Source organism: Achromobacter aegrifaciens, assembly GCF_902859965.1.
Lineage (GTDB): Bacteria > Pseudomonadota > Gammaproteobacteria > Burkholderiales > Burkholderiaceae_B > Achromobacter > Achromobacter aegrifaciens.
This window is the reverse complement of the sequence record NZ_CADIKO010000001.1, coordinates 787,300-813,880: the sequence shown is the minus strand read 5'-3', so window position 1 is coordinate 813,880 and position 26,581 is coordinate 787,300. Positions and strand designations below refer to the sequence as shown.

Sequence of the window (26,581 nt, the reverse complement as noted above, 5' to 3'; positions counted from 1 at the left end):
GGTCTCCTCAGTTATCGCGCATAGCCGTCGGTGGCGGCGATCAGCCGCGCCAACGTGCCGGGTTCGTCAAACGCATGGCCCGCATCCGGGACCAGGTGGAATTCGGCTTCGGGCCAGGCGCGGTGCAGGTCCCAGGCGGTGCGCGCGGGCGTGCAGACGTCGTAGCGCCCCTGCACGATGGTGCCCGGAATGCCGCGCAGCTTGTGCGCATCGCGTATCAGCTGGCCTTCTTCCATGAAGCCGCGGTTCACGAAGTAGTGGTTCTCGATGCGCGCGAACGCCAGCGCGGCGCGGTCGGCGGCATGGCTTTGCTGGTGGCGCGGGCTGGGCAGCAGCGTGATGGTGCTGTCTTCCCATTTGCTCCAGGCCTTGGCGGCGCGCAACTGCTCGGCCGGGTCGTCGCCCGTCAGGCGCTTGTGATACGCCGCGACCAGGTCGCCGCGCTCATCTTCCGGAATCGGCGCAAGGTACTCTTCCCAGCGGTCGGGGAACAGCCACGACGCGCCTTCCTGGTAGAACCAATGGATCTCCGCGCGCCGCAGCCCGAAAATGCCGCGCAGCACCAGTTCGCTGACGTGGGACACGTGCGTTTCCGCATAGGCCAGCGCCAGCGTCGAACCCCAGGACCCGCCGAACACCAGCCACTTTTCCGCGCCCATGACCTCGGTGCGCAGACGTTCGATGTCGGACACCAGATGCCAGGTCGTGTTGTTCTCCAGGCTGGCGTGGGGCTGCGAACGGCCGCAACCGCGCTGATCGAACAGCAGCACGTTGTAGCGCTGCGGATCGAACAGCTGCCGGTGCACGGGCGAGCAGCCGCTGCCGGGGCCGCCATGCAGGAACACGGCGGGCTTGCCCTGCGGATTGCCGCAGAGTTCCCAGTAGATCTGGTGGCCGTCGCCGGTGTCCAGCGTGCCTTGGCGGTAGGGTTCGATGGGCGGGTATAGCATCAGGCGACTCGCTTGAAGATCAGGTCCCAGACGCCGTGGCCCAGTCGCAGGCCGCGGTTCTCGAATTTGGTCAGAGGGCGGTAATCGGGGCGCGGAGCGTAGCCGTCCGCGGTATTCGCAAGCTGCGGCTCATTGCCCAGCACTTCCAGCATCTGCACCGCGTAGTCTTCCCAATCGGTGGCGCAATGGATGTAGCCGCCCGGCGCGATGCGGCTGGCCAGGAGCGCGATGAACGCGGGCTGGATCAGGCGGCGCTTGTGATGGCGCTTCTTCGGCCACGGATCGGGGAAATAGATATGCACGCCGGCCAGCGAATCGGGGGCGATCATGTCGCGCACCACTTCCACCGCGTCGTGCTGGATGATGCGCAGGTTCGGGATATTGGAGTCTTCAATGCGGCGCAGCAGCGAGCCCACGCCAGCGTTGAACACCTCCACGCCCAGGAAATTGTCGTCCGGGCGCGCCAGCGCGATCTTCTCGGTGGTCTCGCCCATGCCGAAGCCGATTTCCAGCACCGTCGGGGCCTGCCGGCCGAAGGCGGCGGCGGGATCCAGGCGGCGCGGCGCATAGGGAATGGACCATTGGCCCATCAGGCGCTCGAGTGCGGCCAGCTGGCCCTGCGTAATGTGGCCGCGGCGGTGCACGAAACTGCGGATATGGGTCGCGCCCGGGCTGTTGGGAGCGTGGGCGGTACTGGCCAGCGCCGCCTGCGTTTCTGGGGAAACGGCGGTAGCCGAGGGCTCGCCGCCAGGCGTCGCGGGGGCGCTTGCGGCAGCCGGGGCCGAGGTGGCTGCGGGGTTGTTTTCGGGGGTGTTCGTATTCATAGCCCGAATTGTAGTGGCAGGCCCGGCATGCCGCTGTCGCCCAGATGCACTAAATTGGGGACATATTTACAACCTTGAGGCTGAGGGCCTGTTGCAGCAGGGCGGCGCCGGCCAGCAGCGATGAAAAAAGGCGCGCTATAATCGCCGCCTCTGCTTCGGCTTTGCGCCGAGGGCACGACACCCGAGCGGGTGTAGTTCAATGGTAGAACGGCGGCTTCCCAAGCCTCAAGCGTGGGTTCGATTCCCATCACCCGCTCCAATTACGCGCCACGTCCAATTCCTCGGTTTGGGATGCAATTCCCTCAGACTGGGGCTTGCCGCGCCTGCGCATCAAAGATGGTCAAGCGGCAACGCCGTGGTGTACTTGAGTTCCTCCATCGCAAAACTCGAACTGACGTCAAACAGTTCGGCGACCTGGATGAGCTTCTTGTAGACGAAATCGAACCCGGCGATATCGGGCACCACCACCTTGAGAAGGTAGTCGGTGTCGCCGGTCATCCGATAGAACTCCATGACCTCCGGCATATCCTTGACGCCGAGCGAGAATTTCTCGAGCCAATTCAGGTCATGGCGGTTCGTCTTTATCGACACGAACACAGTCACGCCCAGCCCCGCCTTGTTGTTGTCCAACAGGCAAACCTGGCGGCGAATAAGGCCGGACGCCTGCAGGTGCTGAATCCGCTTCCAGCATGCGGTCGGGGACAGGTGGACCCGTTCGGCGATTTCATTGTTCGAGAGGCGCGCATCAGTCTGAAGCAACGCGAGGATGCAGCGATCTTTCTTGTCCATGGCTCACTCAACTTACCCTCCCTTTTGCGCAGCGTACATACCTGTATGCCGTTGCCGCCGCGCGGTTCGGAGGCCAAACCTGAGGTCGATGTTATAGGCCGCTACCCCCGGGGGCGATACAATTCATCGAGCCAAACCTACAAGAAATTTTATATTTGAGCCGGCGAGCCGGAGGCGCGATGCAAGAGGTGGACCTTACTCTCACGCAGACTTTTTTCCTTGTCGCACAGGAGGGCACGTATTCCGCCGCGGCGCGCCGGCTGAACATCACCTACCAGTCGGTGGCCAATCACATCCGGCGCCTCGAGCAGCGCGTCGGCGAGAAGCTGGTGGTGGCTGGGCGCGGCGCCAAGTCGATCAAGCTCACTCCGCGCGGCACCAGCCTTTACCGGCTGTTGGCGCCGGAATTCGACGTCATGCTGACGCGCCTGGGCAACCTGATCGACAAGGAACGGCCAGTCATCCGTATCGGGATGCCGCACGCGATCTTCTACTACCTGCTGCCGCCGGTGCTGACGAAGTTTCGGCGCATGTATCCCAACGTCGAGATCGTCGGCTACGAAAAGGACGTCTCGCTGCCGGAGCTGATCCGCAACGGCTCGCTGGATGTCTGTTTGAGCGAGCGCTATTTCGGCGACACCGTGATTCCGCAGCGCGTTATCTGCCACTACCAGCCGGCGCTGGCGTTCCCGTCGAGCTGGCCGGCGCCAGCCGATGAGACGGCTATTCCGGAATGGGCGCTTGGGCGGCCGCTGGTGACATATGAACCGGGCCAGATGCTCCGCAATATCGCATTGGACTATTTGTCGGTCGGCAACGAGCAGCCCAAGGTCGCGGTGTCTACCTCGACCAGCATGAGCGTCAAGCGTTGCGTCGATGAAGGCCTGGGTTTCGCATTGCTTCCCACGTGGTGCATCGACGAGTCGGATCGGCGCCTGAGCTGCATCGCGCTTCCCAACGCGCCGAGGATTCCCATCTATTTCGGCGAAGCCATGTTCCTGAAATCGAATCCATTCGTGCGTTCGCTTCACAAGCTTTGCCTGGAGATTTTTCCCTCCACCATCGAAGAACGCGCGGGCCGGTGGAATTCCCTTGACGCAAGCAGGCCGAGACGCGCGCGCGCCGCTGCCCGAAGCTGAGGCCTTTCCTCCCCCGGGTCTGAGCTGACCCGGCTTAGCCAGTCCGCCTTCGCCAGATTGTCAGGATTCGGCGGTGATTATTTTTCTCTTTTTGCCTCCGTAAGGGGTAAAAAATCGAAGAGTTTTCACCCACTCTCCTCATAGACTTGATCACGTCATCAGTGGTCATCGACTTCCCCTGGAAGCGCTGGCCGTGCATCCACGGAGATTGAAGTTCATGAGGCAAAGCACTCAACTCGTCAGCGCAGGCCGGCATCCGGAACGTTTTGGCGGCCTGGTGAATACCCCCATCTGCAGGGCATCGACGATACTCGCGGGCAGCATGGCGGAATGGGAAGGCATGAAGCGCGCCCGCGCCGCGCAAGAGCCGGGCGCCACCACCTATGGCCGCTATGGAACCGCCACCACCCACGCGTTCGAGGAGGCCATGGCCACCCTGGAAGGCGGACACCGTTCCCTGGTCTTTCCCTCGGGCCTGGCGGCCATCGCCACGACGCTCACCGCATTGCTCAAGGCCGGCGACCATATCCTGGTTTCGTATAGCGCCTATTCCCCGACCCGCTCCTTCCTCGATCGCGTGCTCAGCCGCTTCGGGGTTGAGGTACAGGTCTACGACCCTGCTTGCGGCAAGCGCATCGAATCGCTCATGCAGCCCAATACGCGCGTCGTATTTGTCGAATCGCCGGGTTCCGAAACGCTTGAAATCCAGGATATTCCCGCCATCGCGGCGGCCGCACACGCGCACGGCGCCTTTGTCGTCATGGACAACACCTGGGCCACGCCATTGTTCTTCAAGGCTTTTGAGCATGGCGTCGATGTGTCCATCCATGCCGCGACCAAGTACATCGTGGGTCATTCGGATGCCATGCTGGGCGTGGTGACCTGCAACCAAGCCACCTGGCCCAAGGTCAGGGAGACGACGCAGGAAATGGGCCAGACGGCCAGTCCCGACGATATCTTCCTGGCATTGCGCGGGCTGCGCACCATGGACGTGCGGCTGCAGAAGCATATGGCGTCGGGAATCCGCGTGGCCCAGTGGCTGGAACAACAAGCCGAGGTCGAGGCCGTGGTGCATCCCGCGCTGCCGTCGCATCCGGGCCATGCCATCTGGAAGCGTGATTTCAAGGGGGCAAGCGGCCTGTTCACGGTAGTCCTGCGCGCCAGCGACGACGAATCAGTCGCCGCCTTTGTCGATGCCTTGCATCATTTTGGAATCGGCGTGTCCTGGGGCGGATATGAAAGCCTGGCGATACCGTTCACTCCGGGAAAGCACCATGGTGATCGCTGGCCTCACAAGGGCAAGGCAGTACGCATGCATGTGGGGCTGGAAGACCCGGAAGACCTGATCGCCGACTTGAAGCAAGGTTTGGCTGCGATGGTTGCCTGCCAGGACGCGCAGCAGCAAGATACTCAGAAAGAAGTCGCCCGCTCGGTTTGAGCTTCCACCATTTTTGACTCGTCCATTACTGGAGATACACATGAGCAAGATGAAGATCACCGGGTCCTTCGTGGCCCTGATTACGCCCTTCAACAAGGATGGCAGTCCCGATTACGAAGCCTTCCGCGAACTGCTGAAGTTCCAGGAAGACAACGGCACCAGCGCCGTGCTCATCATGGGATCCACGGGCGAGGTTTCCATGCTGTCGCAAAAAGAGCGCCAGGACATCATCGTGGAAACCGCGAAGATGAAGACCGGCAAGATGAAGCTCTTCTATGGCTGCACCGGCAACAACACCGAGGCCACCATGGATTACCTGCGCTTTGCGCGGGCCAACGGCGCCGATGGCGCCATTCTGGCAGCGCCTGCCTACATCTGCGCCTCCGAAGCGGACATCGAAAGCTATTTCCTCGAGATAGCCGACGCCACCGATCTGCCGCTGGGCATCTACAACAATCCGCCGCGGGTCAAGAGCGATCTGCACTGGGATCAGCTGCTGCGCATCTTCAAGCACCCGAACTACGTGGTCCACAAGGAATCCACCACGCGCGTGGGCCAGGTGGCGCAGGTGCTATACGGCGCGCCCGACGTATCCGTGATGTGCTGCGATTCGCCCAATCTGGGCCTGGTCGTGCCGACCATGAGCCTGGGTGGCCATGGCACGGCCAACATGACCGGCAATATCGCGCCGGCAGAGTTGACGGAAATTTCCCAGCCCTGGACCTCGCCCGAGGTCAGCTTCAGCTTCCGCGAATCCTATTTGCGCAATCTGCAATTGCTGCACTACTCGTACTCGGCCATCAACCCCGTGGCCATCAAATCGCTGATGAAGGCCGTGGGCCTGCCGGCAGGCGAACTGCGCAAGCCGCTGCGCGCACTGGAAGGAGAGCCTCTGCTCAAGGGCCTGCGCGCGGTCAAGGCGCTGGGGCTGGACAAGAAGTACGGCTGGAATTCGCTGCAACTGAAGGCCGCCTGATCCCTTGCAGGATGGGGCCGGAAAGAACGCGCGCCGGGAGATTGTCCGCCTTGCGGCTTCCTGCTGACTGAATTCCTTTCCGGCCATTTCATGTCATGGATCGGGCTGCGCCTTTGCAATAGGAAACGCTATGGATTTGGGAATTCGAGGCCGCCACGCGCTGGTTTTCGGCGGCAGCAAGGGAATGGGCCGCGCCTGCGCCCATCAGTTGGCAAGCGAAGGCGTCAACGTGACCATCGCGGCGCGCACGGAAAGCACGCTGGCCCAGGCCGCTGAGGAAATCACGGCGGCCACGGGAACCCGGGTCCGATACGCAGTTGCCAATATCACCACGGATGAAGGGCGGGAGGCGGCGCTTGCGGCGTGTCCCGCGCCCGATATTCTGGTCAATAACGCAGACGGCGCGCCGCCCGGCGACTTCCGCCAGTGGACCCAGTCCGACTGGCATGCGGCCCTTGATGCCATGGCCCTCGGGCCGATCGACATGATCCGGCGGGTCGTCGACGGCATGATGGAACGCCGCTTCGGCCGCATCGTGAACATCGTTTCACGCAGCGTCAAAACCCCGCAGCTTGAACTCGGCCTTTCCAATGGTGCGCGCTCCTGCCTGGTGGGCTTTGTTGCGGGCCTGGCCCGCCAGACGGTGCGGCACAACGTCACCATCAACAACCTGCTTCCGGGCGTCTTCGCCACCGATGCGCAGCGGCATCACATAGAAGGAATGCTGGAGCCAGGCGGCAAGAGTTTTGAACAGCTGTGGACGGAGCGCGGATCCAACAATCCTGCCGGCCGCTACGGCGAGCCCGAGGAATTGGGCGCGCTTTGCGCATATGTCTGCGCGGCCCAATCCGGCTATATATGCGGCCAGAATATCTTAATAGACGGCGCAGCCTATCCAGGCACCTACTGATTCGCCTACGATCATCCCCGCTTTCCACGCCGGCCTTTTTTCATCTATTGCGGGGCCGAAGAGGGGGGGCGGTATTCGTTGCCCAACCATTTTCAATGAGATCGTTCGTCATGCGTAATACCCCTATTCGTTCTCGCCGCCTTTGCATGAAAGGCATTGCGGCAGTTGTCGGTGGATTGGCCGTGCTGGGTTCGGTACAGGCGCAGTCGAAGGCGGATGCCTCCTATCCCAGCCGCCCGATTACCATCGTGGTGCCTCATCCTCCTGGCGGCTCCGTCGACGGCCTCGCCCGCATATTTGCCGTGAAGCTGGGCGAGGAGCTGAAGCAATCGGTCATCATCGACAACAGGGCAGGCGCGTCCGGGATGGTGGGCGCAGGCGTGGTCGCCCGTTCGGCGGCAGATGGCTATACGTTGTACCTGAATGCCTCGATCCACAACATCAACCCGCTGCTCTATGGGAAGAAGATGACCTTCGATGCGGTGAAGGATTTCACCCCCATCAGCGGTCTGGCGCAAGGCGCATTGATATTCAGCGTGAACAACGATGTCCCTGCGAAGACCGTGCAGGAGTTCGTTGGTGTGGTGAAGGCAGCTCCCAACAAATACAATTTTGCAACCACGGGCTTTGGCTCGGCGGGGCACCTCGCCATCGCGCAGTTCGCATATGAAGGCGGTCTTTCCGATCTGAAGATCCCGATCGTCCTCTATAAAGGCGGCGGTCCCGCCTTGACTGATCTGATCGGCGGACAGGTTCACGCGCTGGCCGATCCAATGCTCTCCTCGCTGCCGATGGTCAAGTCAGGCAAGATACGCGCGTTGGCGGTAACCGGCGACAAGCGCAGCCCCTTGCTTCCGGACGTTCCCACGATGCGCGAAGCCGGGCTGAAGAATTTCGAGTTTTATTCCTGGTATGGCTTGTGGGCGCCAGCCAAGTTGCCGGAGCCGATACTCAAGAAGCTGGAAGTCGCCACGCAGAAAGTCATGACGTCCGCCAGCATGAAGGAGCAACTCGACAACCTCGGCTTTGAAAGCTCCTACCGGAACAGCGCGGACTTCGCGCAGTACATCCAGGCCGAGACGGACAAATACAGCGCCATCATCAAGCAGGCCAATATCACCGCGGAATAAGGCGCTTTCCCAAGAACCAGAGCGCCCCATCGAGGGGCGCTCCGGGCGCTTGGGAAAAGCCGTGTCCGGACCCGGGCCAGACGGCTATGCGGCACGATCCAATTTGGCAATTGCCGGCACCTCCAGGGCCCGGACCGAAGGCGCGGCTTCTTCCCAGCGCATTACCTCCACCAGCGCGGACTGGGCACTGCTTCCTTGAGTCAAGCGGGAAGTGCCCACGTCTATCGTCAATACGTTGGGGTTGCCGTGTATCTCCAGCTCCTCGTCGGCAGCGTCAAACCATGCTCCCGTAGGCAGCGCCACCACGCCAGGCTTGAGGTCGGCGTCGATAAGCGCGGTTGCAAGGCACGCGCCACGGTCGTTGTAAATCTTGACGAGATCATGCTGGCCGATGCGGCGCGCTTGCGCATCCAACGGCGAAATGCGCAGGGCCTCCCGGCCATTGACCTTGAGGTCCACCGATGCCTTGCCGCCATCCATTTGGGAATGGAGCTTGCCCGCGGGCTGCGGTGTGAGCAGATGCAGCGGCCACCGTGCAGCCTTGGGTGATCCAAGCCATTCGTCCGGCATCAGCCAGCTGGGGTGGGGCGGGCAATCGGCGTAACCGAATCCGGCGATTTTTTCCGAATACAGCTCGATGCGTCCGGACGGTGTACGCAGTGGATGTTCCTCGGGATCGCGACGGAACTCTTCGAACAGCACGAATGGCTTTTCAGGCTCGGGAATTTCCACGAACCCGCGGCTCCAGAATGCATCGAAATCAGGGGCCATATGGCCGCAGTCGCGCCATTCCTTGGCCATTGATTCATAGATATGCCGTACCCACTCCATCTCGCCTCGGCCTTCGGTAAAACCATGCTCGTAGCCGCCCAGCGCGGCCAGTTCCCTGTATATGTCGAAGTCATTGCGGCTGGAGCCGATCGGCGCCAGGGCCTGATGCATGGCGAACACGTGACGATCGCGCGTCGATCCGCCGATGTCATTTCTTTCCAGCGTGGTGGTGGCCGGCAGCACAATGTCCGAGCGCCGCGCCATGGGTGTCCACCAGATCTCATGGGCGACTATCGTTTGCGGCCGGCTCCACGCCCGGCTGAAGCGGTTCAGGTCCTGCTGGTGATGGAAGGGGTTGCCGCCGGCCCAGTACACCATCTTGATGTCTGGATAAGTACCTTCCCGCCCATTGAATTCATAGTGCTGGCCAGGATGCAGCAGCATGTCGGTGACCCGGGCAACAGGAATCACCGAGCCGGTCGGGTTGCGTCCCGATTCCATGGCCGGTCCCGCGATCTCCATGCGCGGGTTTCCCGCGCCATTCATGGACGCATGCCCAAACGCAAAGCCCCCGCCAGGCAGCCCGATATGCCCCAACGCAGCGGCTAGCGCAATGCTTGCCCAATACGGTTGTTCGCCGCGATGAGCCCGTTGCAACGACCACGCGCAAGTCAGCATCGTGCGAGTGTTGCGTGCCTGACGCGCGAGTGCGCGGATAGTCTCGGCCGGCACATCGCAGATCGCCTGGGCCCATTCCGGCGTCTTCGGGATTCCGTCCGTACTGCCTTCGAGATAATCGCGCAAGGCCGGAAATCCAACGCAGTGGGTCTGGAGGAACGCTTCGTCGTGGACGCCATCAACGATCAGCGCCTGGATCATTGCAAGCATCAAGGCCGCGTCCGTGTTGGGACGAATGGGAATCCAGCGCGCACGCACGCCGGCAGGGACATCTCCCCGGGTCGGGCTGATGACCACAAGCTCCATGCCAGCGGCTACCGCCCGTTCGAGCTGCCCGGGCACGGGATGGTCCCCGGCGCCGCCCGATGTGATCTGCGTGTTGCGCAACGGCATGCCGCCGAATGCGATCAGCAGCCGCGTATGACTGGTGACACTGTTCCAGTCCGTCACACGGCCGGTAACCGGCGTATAGGTGCCGATCACATGGGGAAGCAGGAACTGCGCGGTGCCCCAGCTATAGTTGCCCGCCTGATTCGTAAAGCCGCCGCCGGCGTTCAGGAAACGGTGCGTCTGGGTGCGCGCATGGTGCAAACGGCCCGCCGATGACCAGCCATACGAGCCGCCAAAGATGGCCTCGCTGCCATGCTCTGTCCTCACTCGCTGGAGTTCCGAATGGACCGCTGCAAGGGCCTCGTCCCAACTGACCTCAACGTAGTCGTCACGTCCGCGCTCGCTCCCGTCGCACAAGTGCCGGTCGCGCAGCCATCCCTTCCGGATGGCTGGCCGGTTCACCCGTAGCGGCGAGTGGACCATGGCAGGCATCGATTGCAGGATGCCCGAGGGAGCGCTGTCGCGGGCGAACGGTTCGCAATCGATCAGCCGGCCGCCTTGCGTGACCGCGGTGAATGCGCCCCAATGAGAGAGCGAGGGGAAGCGGCGAATCTGTTCAGACATGATTTGACGAGGTTCCGGCCCAAGGCCGCGCATATCAAAGGCGCGGACCGATTGCGAATGTTCAGCACGCCATTAATGCTAGCAATACAGCTGGTGAATTTTCTTTCCATTCGCGCGGATTGGCGTCAAAACAATGAAATAAATTTCACTCCGGCACCCTTTATTCTTGAATCCGGTCCGGCCTGGCATCGCCGGGCAGCGCCTTCCGGCTACGCCGCAGACATCACGATCGACCAAGACAACCACGCCCATGAAAGTTCTCATCCTCGGATCCGGCGTAGTCGGCGCCACAACGGCCTACTATCTCTGCCGCGAAGGCCATGACGTCGAAGTTGTGGAACGCCACTCGGCGGCGGGAATGGAAACCAGCTTCGGCAATGCGGGCGGTCTGTGCCCGAGCTTTGCGGCGCCATGGGCCGCGCCGGGAATGCCGATCAAGGTATTGAAGATGGCGTTGCAAGCCGATGCCCCGGTGCGCTTTTCGCTTTGGCCCGAATTTGAAAGGCTACGTTGGACCAGGCGATGGCTGATGGAATGCAACGCGCCGCGCTTCCGCGTCAACAAGCTGCGCATGCAGCGCGTGGCTCACTATAGCCTCGCTTGTCTGAAACAGCTTATGGCCGAGACGCCGATCGCCTTCGATTTTCATGCGGGCGGCGTGTTGCAGCTATTCCAGACCGAAGCGGAGTGCCAGTATGGCAATATTGCCGCCAGCGCACTGAAGGAATTCGGCATTCCCCACAGTGTGTTGAACGGACGCGATGCGCGGGCGGTCGAGCCGGCCTTGCGAGACGCCACCGCCAAGATCGCGGGCGGCCTTCATTTGCCGTCCGATGCCTCCGGCGATAGCCACGTTTTCTGCCAGGCATTGACCGCCTGGCTTCAGTGCGCTGGCGTGCAGTTCCGCTTCGATACCGATGTGCGGCGATTGCTGCATGAGAACGGACGGGTGGTGGGCGCCGAGACCTCTTGCGGCTCGCTGAAGGCTGATGCCACGGTTGTCGCCTTGGGCAACCAGGCTCCGGCATTGCTTGCCCCGTTGGGGATCAGGCTTCCCGTATATCCGCTCAAGGGCTATTCCATTACCGCGCGGGTGACCGATGCTGACCAAGCACCCAATATGTCGGTCATGGATGAACACAACAAGGTCATGATTTCCCGACTGGGCAACAGAATCCGCGCGGCGGGCATGGCCGAACTGGTCGGCCATGACTTGTCATTGAAGGCGGGCCGCAAGGATGTGCTGGTCAGAGCGGTGCGTAGCCTGTTCCCAAATGGTATCGACTACGCGAACGCCATCTTCTGGGCAGGCCTGCGCCCCATGACGCCGGATGGCCCCCCCATTCTCGGAAGCTCCGGTTGGGACGGGCTGTTTCTCAATAGCGGGCATGGCTCGAACGGCTGGACCCAGGCTTGCGGAACGTCTCGGATCGTGGCGGATCTGGTATGCGGCCGCAGGCCAGAAATCGACCTCGAGGGACTCACGATCGAGCGCTTTCGAAGGTAGCATTGACGGCTCGCGAAGTTTCGCCATCCCTGTCGAGGTTGTTCGCGCCGAACAGACGAACGCCGATCTACAGATGGAAATCGCCCGCGGCTTCCGGCTGGTAAAGCACTTTCCTGATCCCGATCCGGCGGGTCCGGTCCGAAATCCGCCAATCGATGGAATCCCCCTCCTGGTAGCCCAGGATGGCGGCCCCGACATCGGAACAGACAGAGAGCTTTCCTGCGCTGCTGTCGGCGTCTTCAGGGTAGACCAGGGCCACTTCCATCTCTTCGTCGTCCAGCTGCAGCAAGGCACGGGAGTTCATCGTGACCACGTCCCGCGCCACTTGCTGCGGCTTGACGACGATGGCTCGCTCCAGCTCGTGCTCGAGCTCGACAATGGTCGGACCCTGCTCGAGTTCTATCAGGCTCTTGAGCCGGGCCTTGTCGATTTCAGTGATGTAGATATCGGTGGAGTCGACAACGGCGCCTTCGCGCAAGAGCCGGAGATAGCGCCCCGCAGTCATGGAAAACGACTTCAGTGTCGGCGTTTCGCCTTCAAGCAGAAAGCCGCTGCGCAGAAAGGTCTTCAGCGAGCGCGCGTTGTCCGGGTGGATCTTGGCGATGAGCTTTTCGGCCCGCATGTCGAGGAAGGCCAGCTTCATGCCTTCGCGGATCGTGCTGGCGCCCAGGTTCCGGCCCCAGTTGTCGCAGTCTCCGATCACCAGGACGATCTCGCAATCCGGGCCGGTCTTGACGAGGCGCACGAAGCCCACCGGGGCGTCATGCCTGTCATAGGCCATGAAGAACCGGCCGCCCTGGTTGAACAGATGGGTCAGGATCGGCAGCTGGGTCCGATCGATGGCTTGCTCGATGAAACGGGAGACATTGCGCGAATCACTCAGATAGCAGGTCACGCGCTCATCTTCCAACCAATCCATCAGCGTCAGCGCGTGCGTCCGGGTGATTTCCGGGCACAGCGAAATGAAAGGCTTGTTCATCTTCACCACACTCATTTGTAAAGGATGAAAGCCCTTCATGGCGATGGCCATGACGGTTCTTTCGGCAAACCGCGCATTTTAGGACGGAATGCGGATGGATGCTGGGCAGGCCCGGAAAGGACGCCGCGTGCCAGGCCGGGGAGGCGTGTCAGATCGGATGAACCCTGCGCCGGCGCATGATCCATTGCCAGGAATCCACATACAGTTTCGCCGACCCGGAAAAAGCGATCAGCATGGCTGCGCCGGAAAGCGTGGGCCATCGCTGCGCCCAGGGATGCTCGAACACCATGAAGACGAGTATGTGCCCCAGCGCGGCCATCAAGGGCGCGCCGATCATCCATCCCGCAAGAAACCAACGGTCGTAACGGGTAAAGACCTTCGCGAAGCTGAGGTGATAGGCCACGCGTGCTACGTAATAGGACAGTACCAGGGTCAGGAAAATCAGCGCGAGGCCGGCTAGCGTAAAGTCTTCCGACACGCGGACCTGGTACCAGCTTTGAAATATCGGGTCGCCGATTTGAAGCCACTGGATTACCGGCGGATCGTAGTGCACGATCGGGACTATCCCGACCCTGCGCGCAAGCCACCCCAATCCGTGGAAGCAGTACCAGGCAAAGACGATTGAAGCTGCTCCGCCGAGCAGCATGCGCAGCCGGTGGCTGGCCGCCGCGGAAATTCCCATAGTGTTCGAGTCCCTGAGTGTTCCACGCGCATTCCTGGCGATCCCAGCAGCCAGTCCCCCGCATGGCATGGGCCATGTATTCTTGCATGCCCATGCGACCGCCCCGAGTTTCGCCAGGGCGCAGGATATCTCCGCCCGCTACTCCTCGCTTCCATACTGCTCCATCTTCCATCGCGCCCGCGGCCCGCGCTGCGTGTACTCGCGCCGGTAATCCGCCGGCGTTACGCCGAACTTGCGCTTGAAGGCGCGGCGGAAGGCCGCGACGTCCTGATAGCCGCAGTCATTGGCTATGTCCTCCACCGAGCGCAGCGTCACCTCCAGCCACATCTGGCTTTTCCGCATCCGTACGTCAGTGAGGAATTCATGAGGCGTAATCGTCAGGTGCATCCGAAATAGGCGCGCCAGGGTCCTTTCGCTGACGGCCGCATGCTGCGCGGCGTCGCCTATCGTCACGGCTTCCTGCGCATGCGCCAGCAGCCACTGGACGGCCCGATATAGCGGGCTGTCGCGCGTGAGGCCGCTGACCTTGTCTATGGGCAGCGTCGAGGCGATGAACTGCCGCGCGGGATCGAAGACGAGCTTGTCGCGCGAGGCGCCGGCCAGTCCGGCGATGCCTGCGCGGTCCATCAGCTCAAGCACGCAGTCATAGGCCAATGAAGGGGTGCCAGCCAGCAGGATGCGCTCGTCGGCCCAGACAATTGGATCGTTGGCGATGGCCAGGTCAGGATGGGTGCGCGCGAAACCTGATTGGTACGCCCATTGCACGGGCGCTTGCATCCTGTCCAGGACGCCCGCCGCCGCGACCAGCCAGACGCCGGTGCCGACCGCGCAGACATAGCGCTTATCCGCCACGGCACTGCGGATTTCGCGCAGCACGGTTTCGTTGCTTGCGACGCAGGCGCGCAGCTGCGGCACCGAGACCGTTTCCAGCGGAGGCACGAAGATGGCGCGCTCCGTTGCCGAATCCGGTGCGCCCGGCGGCAGAAAGCACTGGTGTTCGGATGCGGAGTCCGTTCCCGCCGGCAGGGCCGCGCCCGCGCAGCGCCAAGTCACCACATGGCCGGACGCCTGCCCGCTGCGGCTGCGGGCAATGCCGTTGGCGGTGCGGAAAGTATCGATCGCGGCATGGATGGGGCCATTCAGCCTGCCGGCTGGCAGCAGCAGGTCCACATGCAGAGGGTAGTTGTCTGGAGCGGCACCCATGATGTCTGTCTGGAGCGCGGTGTTTCCGCAGGAGATCGAACAAAATCAACACGCAGATATTAGATCAACCGATCCCTCCGAGGAGCTTTTCGTGCCTTATGCAACCGCACCCGACGACACCCGCATCTACTACGAAACCTATGGCGACGGCGCGCCCGTCCTGTTCATCCATGGCGGCGGCGGCAACACCATTTGCTGGTACCAGCAAGTGCCTTTCTTCGCCGGAAAATACAAGGTCATCGTGATGGACCTGAGAGGGTTCAAGAACTCTCCCTGCGCGCCGGAGGGCAACCATCCGCGTCATTACCCCGCGGACGTGCTGGCCATCCTGGACCAGGAAGGCATAGGCAAAGTAAACCTCGTGTGCCAGTCGCTGGGCGCATGGGCGGGCCTGCCGCTGGCCGTGAAGCAGCCGGAACGCGTCCAGACGCTGTTCATCAGCGGCTCGCCGACGCCAGCCTATTCGCCCGAGACCTGGGAGATCCTGCGCAAGGCCGGCAAGACCTTCGATGACGGCCGCCATGACCTGCGCAGCAAGAGCATCGGCTGGAATCGCAAGAACGTCGAAGCCCGGCCCGAGATGCTGCACCTGTACGGTTGCATCAAGGCGCTCAACCCGAAAGGCTTCCTGGCGCTGACCATGCAGGCCGACGACGTCAAGATCCATCCATCCGAACTCGCAGGCTACCGCGTGCCGACCCTGATGACGGGCGGCAGCCACGACGATTTCCTCACGCCGGAAAGCCACCATCTGGTCGCGGAGTTGCTGCCTGGCAGCCAGAAGTACACCTTCGAAGAATCCGGCCACTCGCCGTATTTCGAAACGGCGGACGAGTTCAACCGCGTGGTGCTTGAGTTCCTGGACGCGCACAACTGATTCCGGCTCCCGCAAGGAGGAGACAAAATGGCTGCCATCAAGAAAACACTGGGAATAGCGCTGGCGTGCGCCATGACGCTGAGCAGCGTCGTCGCCACGGCTCAAGCTTCCTACCCGAACCGGCCCATCCGCTGGATCGTTCCCTCTTCGGCGGGCGCTCCCATCGATGCCATTGGACGCAAGCTGGGCGAACTCATGTCCGCGCAGCTTGGCGCGCCCATCGTGATTGAAAACAAGCCCGGCGCGGCCGGAACCATCGGCGCTACCGAGGTGGCGCGCGCCAAGCCAGATGGCTACACCATGATGCTGAGCGTGGGTGATGCGCTCATTTCTTCGACCGTCACCATGAAGGTGCCCTATGACCCGCAGCGCGATTTCACGCTGATCAGCAAGATTGCTGCTTCCGGCCCGGTGCTCGTCGCGAACAAGTCCATGCAGGCCGCGGATCTGGCGGGCGCGGTCCAGCAGGCACGGACTGCGCAGATTCCCCTGGCTTATGGTTCATACGGCCCGGGCTCGTACCCGCAGCTGATCATGGAGAGCCTGGCCAGGCAGTCTTCAGTAAAGTTCATTGATGTCCCCTACAAGGGATCGCCGCCGGCCATGACGGATCTGTTGGGCGGCCAATTGGCGTTCACCTTCACCTCCACCAGCATTGCCGCGCCCATGATCGCGGACGGCAAGGTCAAGGCCATCGCCGTCATCGGCGACAGGCGTTCGGCGTTGCTGCCGGAAGTCCAGACCTTCGCCGAAGCGGGATACGACGCCTTCATATTCAAGAACAAGGCCTGGGTCGGCTTGAGCGGCCCCGCCGGCATGCCTACGGACGTGGTACAGAAGCTTGCGGCGGCGGCCCGGCAGGTGGTGCGCGATCCGGAGTTCGGCAAGTATCTGGAGAACATCGGCTTCGATGCGATCGGCAATGCGCCGGAGGAATTCTTGCGGGAGTACCGGGAGGAGTATTCGGTGGTGCCCGGGCTCATCAAGGAACTTGGCAGCCTGGGTCAATGAAGGGCGGAAACGGGCGAGGTCAGGCGGGAGTAGTATTCGAGCTGGACGGGCTTATTCAGGCTCTTTCTTGTTCCAATTAGACAGCCTTAGCGAGAATGACGATGGAATCGCTTGTCGAGCGCCAGGCGCCGATTGATTTTGAAGTGGCCAATGCATTGATCGTGGCAACGCCGGAGTCATGGAGCATCGCGGAAATGGTGGTTCACCGGGATGGTGATGCCTCCTATGAAAGGATGAGTATTTCAATTTCGAGCCCGGAAGGGCATCGGGATCTCATCGGCCCGACGGAGGAAATCCAGGCGGGACTCTATAAGCTCTCCGGCCTGTACAGAGAGTTCGGGAAGGCATGGGCCTCGGTCACGTATAGGGTGGAGCTGTTGCCTGACGGAAACTGGAAATACAACGCCAGATTCACGGATTGATCTGTGCCGGGAATGGCAAGGTCGGGCCTGATCCGAGCGCAGCTGCGGATATCGCTGATATTCATTCAATATCAAATATAAAATTCTTAATATTAGACAGGCCTGTTAAGCACGCCTAAAGTCATCCGCTGGAACATATGGCCAGGACCGCCGCCTAGAGCGGCCGGCCATCCACCCAAAGGAGACTTCCATGCTGCACCGCAGACAGATGCTGACGGCCATGTTGGCCGTGGCAATGCTTGGCGCCGCCGGCCATCAGACCGTCGCGCTGGCCGAGACCTTCCCCTCCCGGCCGATCAAGTTCGTCGTGCCGTTCGGCCCGGGTAGCGGCACCGATACCTCGGCCCGCTATTTCGCCCGCCAGCTGCAGGAGCTGACCGGGCAGCCGGTGGTGGTGGAGAACAAGCCGGGCGCCAATGGCTTCATCGCGGTGAAGAACGTGCTGTCCGCGCCGGCGGACGGATACACGGTTTTCATCGGCAGCAATTCGACGTTGGCGGTCAATGCGGCGCTGTTCAAGGCGCTGCCTTACGACCCGGTCAAGGATTTCGCGCCGCTGACCATGATGATGCGTTCGCCCGCCATGCTGGCCGTCAGTCCCCAGGCCCCGTACGGCACCCTGAAGGACTTGATCGCCTATGCCCAGGCCAATCCCGGCAAGGTGAATTTCGGCGCAGGGTCGGCCGGCTACCAGTTGATGGGCGAATTGCTGAACGACAGCGCCGGCCTGAAGACGGTGCATGTGCCGTTCAAGGGCGCCGGCGACGCCATCATGGCTGTGGCCGGCGGCACAGTGGACTACACGTTCGCCGAGGTGACCGCGGTGCAGGAACTGGCCAAGGACGGCCGCGTGAAGGTGGTGGCGGTCGCGTCGGACCAGCGTGTCGGGACTTCACCCGATGTGCCGACGGCGACCGAGGCCGGCCTGCCCGGATTCGAAGCCTATACCTGGGTGGGCGCGATGGTCAGCGCCAAGACGCCGGCCGAAAAGACCGAGCGCCTGGCCGAGCTGTTCACGCGCATATCCAAGATGCCCGAAACCCGCGCCTTCTATGAACGCCTGGGCGCCACGCCGATGACGGGCGGTCCTGCGCAGATGCACGAATTCCAGGAGAAGGAAATCGCGCTGTGGCAGCGCATCGTCAAGAAGGCGAACGTTCCCCAACAATGAAGGAAGAGGCGAGCATGACGTCGCAAGCCCTGCAGAATGTGAAGGTGCTCGATCTGTCGCGCGTGCTGGCCGGCCCCTGGGCCGCCCAGACGCTGGGCGACCTGGGCGCTGAAGTGATCAAGGTGGAGCGGCCGGGCACGGGCGACGATACGCGCGCCTGGGGGCCGCCCTACGTGACCGATCCGGCGGGGCAGCCCACGGGCGAGTCCGCTTATTACATGTGCGCCAACCGCAACAAGCAGTCGGTCAGCATCGATTTCACCAAGCCCGAGGGGCAGGAACTGGTGCGGCAACTGGCGCGGCAATGCGATGTGCTGATCGAGAACTTCAAGACCGGGGGCCTTGCGCAATACGGGCTGGACTATGCGTCGCTGAGCGAGCTGAACCCCAGACTGGTGTATTGCTCGGTCACCGGCTTCGGCCAGGACGGTCCGTATGCGCATCGCGCCGGCTACGACTTTTTGATCCAGGGCATGGGCGGCTTGATGAGCATCACGGGGCATCCCGACGGCATGCCCGGCGGCGGTCCCATGAAAGTGGGCGTGGCGTTGACCGACATCCTGACGGGACTGTATGCCAGCACCGCCATCCTGGCCGCGCTGCAGGCGCGTGCGCACACCGGGCGCGGCCAGCATATTGATCTGGCCTTGCTTGACGTGGGCGTCGCCTGCCTGGGCAATCAGGCGATGAACTATCTGTACGGCCAGCAGGCGCCGCGCCGCATGGGCAACGCGCATCCGAATACGCTGCCGTATCAGGATTTTCCGACCGCCGACGGGCATATGATCCTGGCCGTCGGCAACGATGGACAATTCGCCCGGCTGTGCGTCGCCATAGAACGGCCGCAATGGGCCGAGGACGAGCGCTTTGCGCGCAATGCGGCGCGGATTGCCCATCGTGAGGAACTGATCGATGGCTTGCGCGCCATCACCGTCACCCGCAGCACGCGCGACTGGGTCGCGCTGCTGGAGCAGCACAGCGTGCCTTGCGGACCCATCAACACCGTCGCGGACGTATTCGAGGATCCGCAGGTCCAGGCGCGCGGCCTGCGCATGAGCATGCAGCACCCGCAGGCGGGCGAAGTGCCGCTGGTCGCCAGCCCCATCCGCCTGTCGGACACGCCGGTGAGCTACCGCCACGCGCCGCCGCAACTGGGCCAGCATACCGACGCAGTCCTGGCCCGCCTGCTGGGCTTGAGTGCGGAGACCCTGCATACACATCGAATCAATGGAGTCCTGGGATGAGCAGTTTGAATTCACTGGCGTTGCCGCTGACGCGCATTCCTCCCGAGGACGAGGCCCTGCGTCCCGCCGTGCGCGCCTTCCTGCAGGAAGCGGTGCGCGACATGCCGGCGCATATCCGGGCGCGTTCCTGGGGCGGCTACGACACCGCGTTCAGCCGGCGCGTGGGCGAGCGCGGCTGGATCGGCCTGACACTGCCGCGCGAATACGGCGGGGGCGGACGCAGCGCCTTTGCGCGCTATGTGCTGGTAGAGGAATTCCTCAATGCCGGTGCGCCGGTCGGGTCGCACTGGATCGCGGACCGGCAGAGTGCGCCGCTCATCCTCAAGTACGGCACGGAAGCGCAGAAACGCTTTCATGTTCCCCGGATCTGCCGCGGCGAGTCTTTCTTCTGCATAGGCATGAGCGAGCCCAACTCGGGGTCGGACCTGGCCAGCGTGCGCACGCGCGCGGCGCCGAACGACCGCGGCTGGCTGCTCAACGGCCAGAAGATCTGGACCACCAACGCCCATCACTGCCAGTACATGATTGCGCTGGTGCGCACCTCGGGCGGGCCGGAGGATCGCCACAAGGGCCTGTCGCAGGTGATCGTCGACCTGTCCCTGCCCGGCGTGACGGTGCGGCCGATCGAGGACCTGTCGGGAGACAGCCACTTCTGCGAAGTGTTCTTCGATAACGTGCAGTTGGACGCCGATGCGCTGGTGGGCGACGAAGGGCAGGGCTGGGAGCAGGTCACGGCCGAACTGGCGTTCGAGCGCAGCGGCCCGGAACGGCTGTATTCCAGCATCGTGCTGTTCGACCAATGGCTGGACTATGCGCGCCTGCCCGCCAATCGCACGCCCTCGTCCCGGCGGTTGGCCGGCAAGGTGCTCGGCCAGCTGACGCCGTTGCGGGCCATGTCGGTGTCGGTGCAGGAGAAGCTGACGCGCGGCGCCAGCCCCATCGTGGAGGCGGCGCTGGTCAAGGAGCTGGGCACCACGCTGGAACAGATGATTCCGGCCTGGATTGCGGAAGACCTGTACTCGCGCGAGGCCGAGGACATTCCGGTGGAACTGCTGATGACCTTGAAGTACGTGACGGAGGCCTCGCCCTCGTTTTCCCTGCGGGGCGGCACCCGCGAGATTCTGCGCGGCATGATCGCGCGCGGCCTGGGCCTGCGCTGAAGGAGCATGACATGAGCGATAACGATCTTTACGCCGATGCCGCGCGCCAGGTGCTGGCGGACCATTGCACGCCGCAGGCGGTGCGCGATATCGAAGCGGGCGGCGACGCCGCCGGCAGGCTCTGGCAACAGCTGGAGGACACCGGCCTGGCCGACGCGCTGGTCGGCGAGGAAGAGGGCGGTTCCGGGCTGAGCCTGGAGCAGGTGTTCGGCGTGCTGGAGCAATGCGGCGCTCATGCGCTGCCCTTGTTGCTGGGCGAGACCATGATCGCGCGCGCGCTGCTGCCGGCGGCGCAGCGGCCTGCTGGCAGCATTGCATTGGCACGCGGCGTGCAACAGGCGGATGGCGCCTGGCATTGCGCGCTGGTGCGCGGCGGCGCGGTGGCTGACAGTGTGCTTGTGCAGACGGGCGATGCCTGGCGCCTGCTGGACGCCGCGCAGGCGCATAGGGAGCCGCAGGCGCTGGCATTGGACGCCGCCCTGAGCTGGACCCCGGCCCAGGTCGCGGCTGCGCCGTTGGCGCCGATGGACGCGGCTACCGACGTCCGCACCATGCAGGCCTGCGTGGTCGCGCCGCAGATGGCGGGCGCGCTGGGCAGCGTGCTGGAGCGCACCCTGCAATACGCCAATGAGCGCCAGCAGTTCGGCCGGCCCATCGGCAAGTTCCAAGCCATCCAGCATCAGCTGGCCGTCATGAGCGAGCATGTCTGCGCCGCACGCATGGCGGCGCAGCTCGGCTGCCATGCCGACGGCGTGGCGCCGGACCGGCTGCGGGTGGCGGTCGCCAAGGCGCGCTGCAGCGAGGCGGCGCTGGTGGTGTCCGAGCTGGCGCACGCCGTGCATGGCGCGATCGGCTTTACGGAAGAATACGATTTGCAACTCTACACGCGCCGCCTGCATGCCTGGCGTCAGACCGCGGGCAGCGAAGCCTACTGGCATGACGTGGCGGGCGATGCGCTGCTCGCGCATGCGGGGCCGACGCTGGACCTGGTGCGTAAGATTACCGACGTCCCGGCCTAAGCCCGGCTCTCAGGAGAAACTTGCATGGCTTTTCTGCAGATAGAACGCGAGGACGGCATCGTCGTCGCCACCATGAACCAGCCGGAGACACGCAATGCGCTGACCGGCAACACCGCCGTCGAAGAGATCGTGCAGCTATGCGCGGACATCCGCCAGGACGCCAGCGTGAAGGTGCTGATCCTGACCGCCGCCGGGCCGATCTTCAGCTCGGGCGGCAACGTCAAGGACATGCGCCGCTTTTTCGACGATGCGCTGACCCCCGAGCACATCTGCGAGGAGTACCGGCAGGGCATCCAGCGCATTCCACTTGCGCTGCATGGCCTGGACGTGCCCGTCATCTGCGCCGTCAACGGTCCGGCCATCGGGGCGGGACTGGACATCGCCTGCATGTGCGACATCCGCATCGCGGCCGACACGGCCACGTTCGCCGAGAGCTTCGTGCGTGTGGGCATCGTGCCGGGCGACGGCGGCGCCTGGCTGCTGCCGCGCGCCGTGGGCATGGCCCGCGCCAGCGAAATGGCCTACACGGGCGAGGCCATCAGCGCGCAGGACGCGCTGGCGTGGGGGCTGGTCAGCCGGGTGGTGTCGGCGGCGGACCTGCTGCCGACCGCCAGGACCCTGGCCGCAAAGATCGCCGCCAATCCCGGCGGCGTCATGCGCATGACCAAGCGCCTGCTGCGCGAAGGCCAGCACAGCAGCCTGGCGTCCTTGCTGGAGCTGTCGGCCAGTTATCAGGCGCTGGCCCACAAGACTGCTGAGCACCGCGAGGCGGTCACCGCGTTCATCGAGAAGCGCGCGCCGAAGTTTTGAAGGGCGGCGCCGCCGATGCATTTGCGCATCGGCAGCGCCAGATGGCGTCAGTGCGCGTCCATCATGTGCAGGCCGCTGCCCAGATGCGCAGCGCCATCGATCTGGAGCAGCTGGCCCGTCATCAGGTGGCCAGCCGGCGTGGCCAGGAAGGCAACCAGCTCCGCGACTTCTTCGATCGATGTGGCCCGGCCCATGGGCGTGGCGGCGACCAGGCGGTCCAGCATGGCCTGCGCAGCCTCGCCGGCCAATCCTGGCGTGATCACCGCTCCGGGGCCGATGCAATTGAGCGCGATGTCGTCAGCAGCCCATTCCAGGGCCAGGGTCCGAGTCAGGCCCAGCACGCCGGCGCGTGCGGCGATGGAATGGGCAATTCCCATGGAGCCGCGGTCCACGCCCGAGAGCGAGATGTTCACCACCGTGCCTTGGCGAGCCTTGAGGAAGGGGTAAGCTGCCTTGGTTACGACGAACACGGCGTTCAGATTGGTGTCGATCACCGCATCCCAACCTTTGCGGCTGATCTGCGCGGCGGGCGCGAAGAATTGGCCGCCGGCATTATTCACCAGCAGGTCGATGCCCTGGCGTTCGCCCACTTCGGCGATCAGCGCCTCGATGGCGGCGGTGTCGCGGATGTTGGCGCAGGCATAGCTGAAGTCGCCGGTCAGTTTTTCGGCCATTCCGGCGGTCTCCGCCAAGGGATCTTCGCGCCGTCCCACCCCGAACACGTCCATGCCCAGCGCCAGCAAACGCAGGGCGATGCCACGACCGATGCCAGAGCCGGCGCCAGTGACCAGTGCGCTGCGGCCGACCAGAACGCCGGGCCGCATGACCTGGGTGGATTCCATGCAAGTTTCAGATTTCATGAGGTTCACCTGGAAGTAGGAATTCAAGAGACCTGCCGCCGCCCGCCGCCGATGGCCGGCGTGGGGCTGCGGGGGATGCGTTGACCGTCGAACAGGGCGGGAAAGGCCGGCACGTGTTCGCCGTTGGCGAGTTCCTGCGATACGGCCCCAGGCCGCAGGCCGCGGATGAGCGTCAGCGCTTCGGCCGGCGCCCGGACATTACCGGCCGGGATCTGCATGTCCCGCATCTGCCGGAGCACGGCTTCGCGGGTCTGCGGCAGGGTCCAGGCTTCCACCTGGGCGTCGAAGTGCGCCGCGCGGCGGATGCGTTCCTTGATGGGTGCATCGTCCGCGCCGATCAGCGGGCGCAGGCGCGCCCAATAGCTGTCCAGCCCGCCCAGGATGTAGACATGGCCGTCTGCGCAGCGATATATGCTGGAAGGCGCCGACGCGCGGTCGCGGTTGCCCATGGGCGGATCCAGTGTTTCGCCTTCGCTTAGCGCCAGCGCCGCCGGCCCCAGCAGCATTGCGGACGCCACCTCCATCATGGAGAGATCGATCAAGCGCCCGCGGCCTTCGAGCATTGCCATCGCGCAGGACAGTCCCGCGTACATGCCGCTGAACATGTCCACGGGCCAGCTCGTGGTCAGGCGCGGCGAGCCGTCCTCGTCGCCGTTCAAGAGGGCGAAGCCGGATTCGCATTGCGCAATGGTGTCCATGCAGATGCGGTCGTCCTGCTGTCCATAGCCGGAGATGAGCACGACGGTCAGGCGGGGATGGCGTGCGCATAACGCCGGGCCTTGCAGGTCCAGACGGGCGAGCGATCCTGGCGCCAGATTGCAGATGAAGGCGTCGGCCTGCGCCAGCAGCGTCTCCAGTGCTTCTCGTCCGTCCGGCGCGGCCAGGTCCAGCACCTGGCTGCGCTTGCCGGTGTTGAAGCTGCGAGCGTAGAAGCTGCCGAAGCTATTTCCCGGCAAGGTACGCACGCCATCGCCGCGCGGCGGCTCCACCTTGACCACGTCGGCGCCGAAATCCGCCAGGTACTGCGCGGCGGTAGGGCCTGCGATGAACTGCGACAGCTCGATGACGCGCTTGCCGGCAAGGGGGCGTGGAGTGTCGGCCTCAGGCATGGATCACCCGCTTGGCTTTGTGGACGGTGCGCGGCAGGGTGCCGTTTTCCACCACTTCCACGTGAAAGCGCACCTGCAGGCGATCGCGCAGCAGTTGCGACAGCCTTTCGCCGAGGTCGGCGCTGGCGCCGGGTTCGCGTTCGACGCGCAGCTTCACGCCGGTCAGGAAGCCCGTGCTCGGATCCTTGACGCTGTCGTCGATGATGATCACGTATTCATTGCTGACGCCGGCAAAGCCACGGACCACGTCTTCGATGGCGGACGGGAACAGATTCACGCCGCGCACGATCAGCATGTCATCGGCGCGGCCGAGCACGCCGCCAGGCAGGCGGGCATGGGTGCGGCCATCGGGGCCCGGGCGGCTGTCGCGCACCACGATGTCTCCAGTCCACCAGCGCACCAGCGGGCAGGCCTGCTTGTCCAGATGGGTGAGCACCAGCACGCCGCGTTCGCCGTCGGCCACCGGCTCATGCGTGTCGGGGTGCAGGATTTCGACGTAGATGAAATCCTCGGCCAGCGTGGGGCCGAGCTGCGCGGCGGTATCCCAGCCTATGGGTTGGCATTCCAGGGCGCCGTAGCAGTCGAACATCTTGGCGCCCCACAGGCGCTCGATGCGTTCGCGCGTGCCGGCCACGCTGGCGCCGGGCTCGCCGCCGACGCAGACCATGCGCACGCGGGATTCGCGCAGGTCGCGTCCCATGGATTGGGCGGTCTCGGCCATGTGGGCCATGAAGGACGGGGTGCCGATGACGCAGTCCGTGCCGTACTGGAAGATGGTTTCCACCTGGCGTTGCGTGTCGCCGGAGGAGCCCGGAATCACCAGCGCGCCGACCCGCTGCGCGGCCAGGGTGGCGCCCAGGCCGCCGACGAACCAGGCGTAATTGAACATGCATTGGAAGACATCGCCGCGGCGCAGCCCCTGGCCGTAGAGATAGCGTGCGTACAGCTCGGCCCAGCGGTCCACGTCATGCTGGGTCCAGAGCACGGGAGCGGGCTGCGCCGTGGTGCCGGAGGAAAAGTGCACCCGCACGGCCTCGCCGGGCTGGACCGCGGCCAGCGTGCCGAAGGGCGGCGCGGCGCGCAGGCCTTCGAGATAGTCGCGCTTGTGGGTGAAAGGCAGGCGTCTCAGGTCTGCCAGGGTCTTGAGGTCTTCTGGAACGAAGCCCGCGTCCGCGAACACCTTGCGGTAGTGCTCGCTGGTATCCGCGACGCGCCGCAACTGCCGGCGCAAGGCTTCGAGCTGGAAGGTCTCGATGCGGTCGCGCGACCAGGTTTCGACCTCATCCCAGATGGTACTGGAATAGGGGAGTTGCTCTTGCTGCTTCATTGTTGGAGTCCTTGAGTAGCCCCCGCAGCGCATAGGCCGCGAGGGTGTGCGCGATATCGTCTATCGCCGCGTCGCTCTGCAGACGCCGCTGGCTGTACCACACGGTGGCCCAGTTCAGCGCGCCAAAGAAGGGTTTGCTCAACATCCTGGCGGGAAGGTCCACGAAGTCACGTTCGCGGATGCCGTCATCGATCACCTCGACGAACATCTGCTCGTAGTCATCGCGCATCTTCACCACGGACCGCAGCCGCTTGGCGGCCGCGGACGCCTCGAGCAGGTGACGCTCCAGCCCCTGCACCGCCACCTTCTGCATCGGCAGTTCCTTGAGCAGGATCTGGGTATGGCGCAGCGCCATGGCCGACAGGCGTTCGACCGCCTTGCCGCCGCCGCGGGCGATGGGGTCGATCTCGTCCGTCAGCCGGGTCATTGCCGCCACCTGCACGTCGAAGAACAGGTCGGCCTTGCTCCGGTAGTGGTGATAGATGCGGCCCTTGGTGGCGCCCAGGCGTTGGGCGACCGCGTCGATGGAAGTGGCCGCATAGCCGAACTCCATGAAGAGTTCCGCGGCCGCCTGCAGGATTTCCTCGCGCGACTCGCCGCCGCCCACTTCTGCCGGGTTCTGTTGTGCACTCACCATTGCT

General features: G+C 63.8%; 25 protein-coding genes and 1 tRNA gene. 15 read left to right on the top strand and 11 right to left on the bottom strand.

The features are described 5' to 3' along the window. Positions 1-11 precede the first annotated feature (11 nt). Positions 12-950, bottom strand: a complete 939-nt coding sequence (gene pip / locus HV793_RS03800; protein ID WP_054459347.1) for a prolyl aminopeptidase — start codon at positions 948-950, stop codon at positions 12-14. Next, on the bottom strand, positions 950-1,774 hold the full coding sequence (trmB, locus tag HV793_RS03795) for a tRNA (guanosine(46)-N7)-methyltransferase TrmB (protein WP_175212698.1): 825 nt from the start codon (positions 1,772-1,774) through the stop codon (positions 950-952). The genes pip and trmB overlap by 1 nt, the downstream gene beginning before the upstream one ends. Positions 1,775-1,959: 185 nt before the next feature. Here trmB and HV793_RS03790 point away from each other — a divergent pair. Then, positions 1,960-2,033, top strand: a tRNA-Gly gene (locus HV793_RS03790). A 71-nt stretch (positions 2,034-2,104) separates the two neighbouring features. Here the strand turns inward: HV793_RS03790 and HV793_RS03785 are convergent. Then, a complete protein-coding gene (locus HV793_RS03785) occupies positions 2,105-2,563 on the bottom strand; it encodes an Lrp/AsnC family transcriptional regulator (protein ID WP_054459352.1) in 459 nt (152 codons plus the stop codon). A gap of 179 nt (positions 2,564-2,742) precedes the next feature. Between HV793_RS03785 and HV793_RS03780 the strand changes: the two genes are divergently transcribed. The 5 genes from HV793_RS03780 (at position 2,743) to HV793_RS03760 (ending at position 8,156) form a co-directional block, all read left to right on the top strand. Then, positions 2,743-3,702 (top strand): LysR family transcriptional regulator, encoded by a 960-nt coding sequence (locus tag HV793_RS03780; RefSeq protein ID WP_175212697.1) that lies wholly within the window; start codon positions 2,743-2,745, stop codon positions 3,700-3,702. Positions 3,703-3,919: 217 nt separating this feature from the next. Beyond that, the gene (metC, locus tag HV793_RS03775; RefSeq protein WP_175180760.1) at positions 3,920-5,140 is read left to right on the top strand and encodes a cystathionine beta-lyase; all 1,221 of its coding nucleotides are present in this window, start codon (positions 3,920-3,922) and stop codon (positions 5,138-5,140) included. 40 nt (positions 5,141-5,180) lie between these two features. Continuing rightward, the gene (locus tag HV793_RS03770) at positions 5,181-6,116 is read left to right on the top strand and encodes a 4-hydroxy-tetrahydrodipicolinate synthase family protein (RefSeq protein WP_119450446.1); all 936 of its coding nucleotides are present in this window, start codon (positions 5,181-5,183) and stop codon (positions 6,114-6,116) included. Between the two features lie 130 nt (positions 6,117-6,246). After that, positions 6,247-7,026: an SDR family NAD(P)-dependent oxidoreductase gene (locus tag HV793_RS03765; RefSeq protein ID WP_054452198.1), complete on the top strand. Its 780-nt coding sequence runs from the start codon at positions 6,247-6,249 to the stop codon at positions 7,024-7,026. A 110-nt stretch (positions 7,027-7,136) separates the two neighbouring features. Continuing rightward, on the top strand, positions 7,137-8,156 hold the full coding sequence (locus HV793_RS03760) for a Bug family tripartite tricarboxylate transporter substrate binding protein (RefSeq protein ID WP_225588872.1): 1,020 nt from the start codon (positions 7,137-7,139) through the stop codon (positions 8,154-8,156). A gap of 84 nt (positions 8,157-8,240) precedes the next feature. Here the strand turns inward: HV793_RS03760 and HV793_RS03755 are convergent, their stop codons facing one another. Further along, complete coding sequence (locus tag HV793_RS03755) at positions 8,241-10,559, bottom strand: molybdopterin-dependent oxidoreductase (RefSeq protein ID WP_175212696.1); 2,319 nt, start codon at positions 10,557-10,559, stop codon at positions 8,241-8,243. Between the two features lie 250 nt (positions 10,560-10,809). Between HV793_RS03755 and HV793_RS03750 the strand changes: the two genes are divergently transcribed. Further along, positions 10,810-12,066 carry a D-amino acid dehydrogenase gene (locus HV793_RS03750; protein ID WP_175212695.1) on the top strand — a complete coding sequence of 419 codons (1,257 nt, stop codon included), beginning with the start codon at positions 10,810-10,812 and terminating at the stop codon, positions 12,064-12,066. 67 nt (positions 12,067-12,133) lie between these two features. Here the strand turns inward: HV793_RS03750 and HV793_RS03745 are convergent, their stop codons facing one another. From HV793_RS03745 to HV793_RS03735, 3 genes are all read right to left on the bottom strand, one after another. After that, positions 12,134-13,096, bottom strand: coding sequence for a bifunctional GNAT family N-acetyltransferase/nucleoside diphosphate kinase regulator (locus tag HV793_RS03745; protein WP_175212694.1), 963 nt, complete (start codon positions 13,094-13,096; stop codon positions 12,134-12,136). A 97-nt stretch (positions 13,097-13,193) separates the two neighbouring features. After that, entirely contained in the window at positions 13,194-13,727 is a 534-nt protein-coding gene (locus tag HV793_RS03740) for a hypothetical protein (RefSeq protein ID WP_088142960.1), read from the bottom strand. A 138-nt stretch (positions 13,728-13,865) separates the two neighbouring features. Next, positions 13,866-14,930 carry a GlxA family transcriptional regulator gene (locus HV793_RS03735; RefSeq protein ID WP_175212693.1) on the bottom strand — a complete coding sequence of 355 codons (1,065 nt, stop codon included), beginning with the start codon at positions 14,928-14,930 and terminating at the stop codon, positions 13,866-13,868. Between the two features lie 91 nt (positions 14,931-15,021). Between HV793_RS03735 and HV793_RS03730 the strand changes: the two genes are divergently transcribed. The 8 genes from HV793_RS03730 to HV793_RS03695 all read left to right on the top strand — a co-directional run bounded on the left by HV793_RS03730 (position 15,022) and on the right by HV793_RS03695 (position 22,644). Beyond that, positions 15,022-15,807 carry an alpha/beta fold hydrolase gene (locus HV793_RS03730; protein ID WP_088142987.1) on the top strand — a complete coding sequence of 262 codons (786 nt, stop codon included), beginning with the start codon at positions 15,022-15,024 and terminating at the stop codon, positions 15,805-15,807. A gap of 27 nt (positions 15,808-15,834) precedes the next feature. Beyond that, a complete protein-coding gene (locus HV793_RS03725) occupies positions 15,835-16,818 on the top strand; it encodes a Bug family tripartite tricarboxylate transporter substrate binding protein (RefSeq protein WP_175212692.1) in 984 nt (327 codons plus the stop codon). A gap of 101 nt (positions 16,819-16,919) precedes the next feature. Further along, a complete protein-coding gene (locus tag HV793_RS03720; RefSeq protein ID WP_175212691.1) occupies positions 16,920-17,240 on the top strand; it encodes a hypothetical protein in 321 nt (106 codons plus the stop codon). 190 nt (positions 17,241-17,430) lie between these two features. After that, positions 17,431-18,411, top strand: a complete 981-nt coding sequence (locus HV793_RS03715) for a Bug family tripartite tricarboxylate transporter substrate binding protein (RefSeq protein ID WP_175212690.1) — start codon at positions 17,431-17,433, stop codon at positions 18,409-18,411. Continuing rightward, positions 18,408-19,655 carry a CaiB/BaiF CoA transferase family protein gene (locus tag HV793_RS03710; RefSeq protein ID WP_175212689.1) on the top strand — a complete coding sequence of 416 codons (1,248 nt, stop codon included), beginning with the start codon at positions 18,408-18,410 and terminating at the stop codon, positions 19,653-19,655. Before HV793_RS03715 ends, HV793_RS03710 begins: the two co-directional genes overlap by 4 nt. After that, entirely contained in the window at positions 19,652-20,815 is a 1,164-nt protein-coding gene (locus HV793_RS03705; RefSeq protein WP_175212688.1) for an acyl-CoA dehydrogenase family protein, read from the top strand. The genes HV793_RS03710 and HV793_RS03705 overlap by 4 nt, the downstream gene beginning before the upstream one ends. A gap of 11 nt (positions 20,816-20,826) precedes the next feature. Beyond that, a complete protein-coding gene (locus tag HV793_RS03700; RefSeq protein WP_175212687.1) occupies positions 20,827-21,834 on the top strand; it encodes an acyl-CoA dehydrogenase family protein in 1,008 nt (335 codons plus the stop codon). A 24-nt stretch (positions 21,835-21,858) separates the two neighbouring features. After that, positions 21,859-22,644 carry a crotonase/enoyl-CoA hydratase family protein gene (locus HV793_RS03695; protein ID WP_175212686.1) on the top strand — a complete coding sequence of 262 codons (786 nt, stop codon included), beginning with the start codon at positions 21,859-21,861 and terminating at the stop codon, positions 22,642-22,644. A 47-nt stretch (positions 22,645-22,691) separates the two neighbouring features. Here HV793_RS03695 and HV793_RS03690 read toward each other — a convergent pair whose 3' ends face one another. Genes HV793_RS03690 through HV793_RS03675 form a run of 4 tightly spaced genes read right to left on the bottom strand, consistent with a single transcriptional unit; the run spans position 22,692 to position 26,577 of the window. Then, a complete protein-coding gene (locus HV793_RS03690; protein WP_082400839.1) occupies positions 22,692-23,504 on the bottom strand; it encodes an SDR family NAD(P)-dependent oxidoreductase in 813 nt (270 codons plus the stop codon). A 23-nt stretch (positions 23,505-23,527) separates the two neighbouring features. Then, on the bottom strand, positions 23,528-24,613 hold the full coding sequence (locus HV793_RS03685; RefSeq protein ID WP_119450433.1) for a CoA transferase: 1,086 nt from the start codon (positions 24,611-24,613) through the stop codon (positions 23,528-23,530). Then, complete coding sequence (locus HV793_RS03680; RefSeq protein WP_054452168.1) at positions 24,606-25,940, bottom strand: phenylacetate--CoA ligase family protein; 1,335 nt, start codon at positions 25,938-25,940, stop codon at positions 24,606-24,608. Before HV793_RS03680 ends, HV793_RS03685 begins: the two co-directional genes overlap by 8 nt. Beyond that, the gene (locus HV793_RS03675; RefSeq protein ID WP_054452167.1) at positions 25,894-26,577 is read right to left on the bottom strand and encodes a TetR/AcrR family transcriptional regulator; all 684 of its coding nucleotides are present in this window, start codon (positions 26,575-26,577) and stop codon (positions 25,894-25,896) included. Before HV793_RS03675 ends, HV793_RS03680 begins: the two co-directional genes overlap by 47 nt. Positions 26,578-26,581: the final 4 nt, after the last annotated feature.

Excerpts from the sequence above, each read along its gene's own strand:
- HV793_RS03745 (WP_175212694.1), bottom strand. The coding sequence starts at position 13,096 with ATGGCCATCGCCATGAAGGGCTTTCATCCTTTACAAATGAGTGTGGTG.
- HV793_RS03695 (WP_175212686.1), top strand. The coding sequence starts at position 21,859 with ATGGCTTTTCTGCAGATAGAACGCGAGGACGGCATCGTCGTCGCCACC.
- HV793_RS03705 (WP_175212688.1), top strand. The coding sequence starts at position 19,652 with ATGAGCAGTTTGAATTCACTGGCGTTGCCGCTGACGCGCATTCCTCCC.
- metC (WP_175180760.1), top strand. The coding sequence starts at position 3,920 with ATGAGGCAAAGCACTCAACTCGTCAGCGCAGGCCGGCATCCGGAACGT.
- HV793_RS03680 (WP_054452168.1), bottom strand. The coding sequence starts at position 25,940 with ATGAAGCAGCAAGAGCAACTCCCCTATTCCAGTACCATCTGGGATGAG.
- HV793_RS03740 (WP_088142960.1), bottom strand. The coding sequence starts at position 13,727 with ATGGGAATTTCCGCGGCGGCCAGCCACCGGCTGCGCATGCTGCTCGGC.
- HV793_RS03765 (WP_054452198.1), top strand. The coding sequence starts at position 6,247 with ATGGATTTGGGAATTCGAGGCCGCCACGCGCTGGTTTTCGGCGGCAGC.
- HV793_RS03760 (WP_225588872.1), top strand. The coding sequence starts at position 7,137 with ATGCGTAATACCCCTATTCGTTCTCGCCGCCTTTGCATGAAAGGCATT.
- HV793_RS03785 (WP_054459352.1), bottom strand. The coding sequence starts at position 2,563 with ATGGACAAGAAAGATCGCTGCATCCTCGCGTTGCTTCAGACTGATGCG.
- HV793_RS03675 (WP_054452167.1), bottom strand. The coding sequence starts at position 26,577 with ATGGTGAGTGCACAACAGAACCCGGCAGAAGTGGGCGGCGGCGAGTCG.
- HV793_RS03685 (WP_119450433.1), bottom strand. The coding sequence starts at position 24,613 with ATGCCTGAGGCCGACACTCCACGCCCCCTTGCCGGCAAGCGCGTCATC.
- HV793_RS03690 (WP_082400839.1), bottom strand. The coding sequence starts at position 23,504 with ATGAAATCTGAAACTTGCATGGAATCCACCCAGGTCATGCGGCCCGGC.
- HV793_RS03750 (WP_175212695.1), top strand. The coding sequence starts at position 10,810 with ATGAAAGTTCTCATCCTCGGATCCGGCGTAGTCGGCGCCACAACGGCC.
- HV793_RS03700 (WP_175212687.1), top strand. The coding sequence starts at position 20,827 with ATGAGCGATAACGATCTTTACGCCGATGCCGCGCGCCAGGTGCTGGCG.
- HV793_RS03735 (WP_175212693.1), bottom strand. The coding sequence starts at position 14,930 with ATGGGTGCCGCTCCAGACAACTACCCTCTGCATGTGGACCTGCTGCTG.
- HV793_RS03770 (WP_119450446.1), top strand. The coding sequence starts at position 5,181 with ATGAGCAAGATGAAGATCACCGGGTCCTTCGTGGCCCTGATTACGCCC.
- HV793_RS03710 (WP_175212689.1), top strand. The coding sequence starts at position 18,408 with ATGAAGGAAGAGGCGAGCATGACGTCGCAAGCCCTGCAGAATGTGAAG.
- HV793_RS03720 (WP_175212691.1), top strand. The coding sequence starts at position 16,920 with ATGGAATCGCTTGTCGAGCGCCAGGCGCCGATTGATTTTGAAGTGGCC.
- pip (WP_054459347.1), bottom strand. The coding sequence starts at position 950 with ATGCTATACCCGCCCATCGAACCCTACCGCCAAGGCACGCTGGACACC.
- HV793_RS03725 (WP_175212692.1), top strand. The coding sequence starts at position 15,835 with ATGGCTGCCATCAAGAAAACACTGGGAATAGCGCTGGCGTGCGCCATG.
- HV793_RS03755 (WP_175212696.1), bottom strand. The coding sequence starts at position 10,559 with ATGTCTGAACAGATTCGCCGCTTCCCCTCGCTCTCTCATTGGGGCGCA.
- trmB (WP_175212698.1), bottom strand. The coding sequence starts at position 1,774 with ATGAATACGAACACCCCCGAAAACAACCCCGCAGCCACCTCGGCCCCG.
- HV793_RS03780 (WP_175212697.1), top strand. The coding sequence starts at position 2,743 with ATGCAAGAGGTGGACCTTACTCTCACGCAGACTTTTTTCCTTGTCGCA.
- HV793_RS03715 (WP_175212690.1), top strand. The coding sequence starts at position 17,431 with ATGCTGCACCGCAGACAGATGCTGACGGCCATGTTGGCCGTGGCAATG.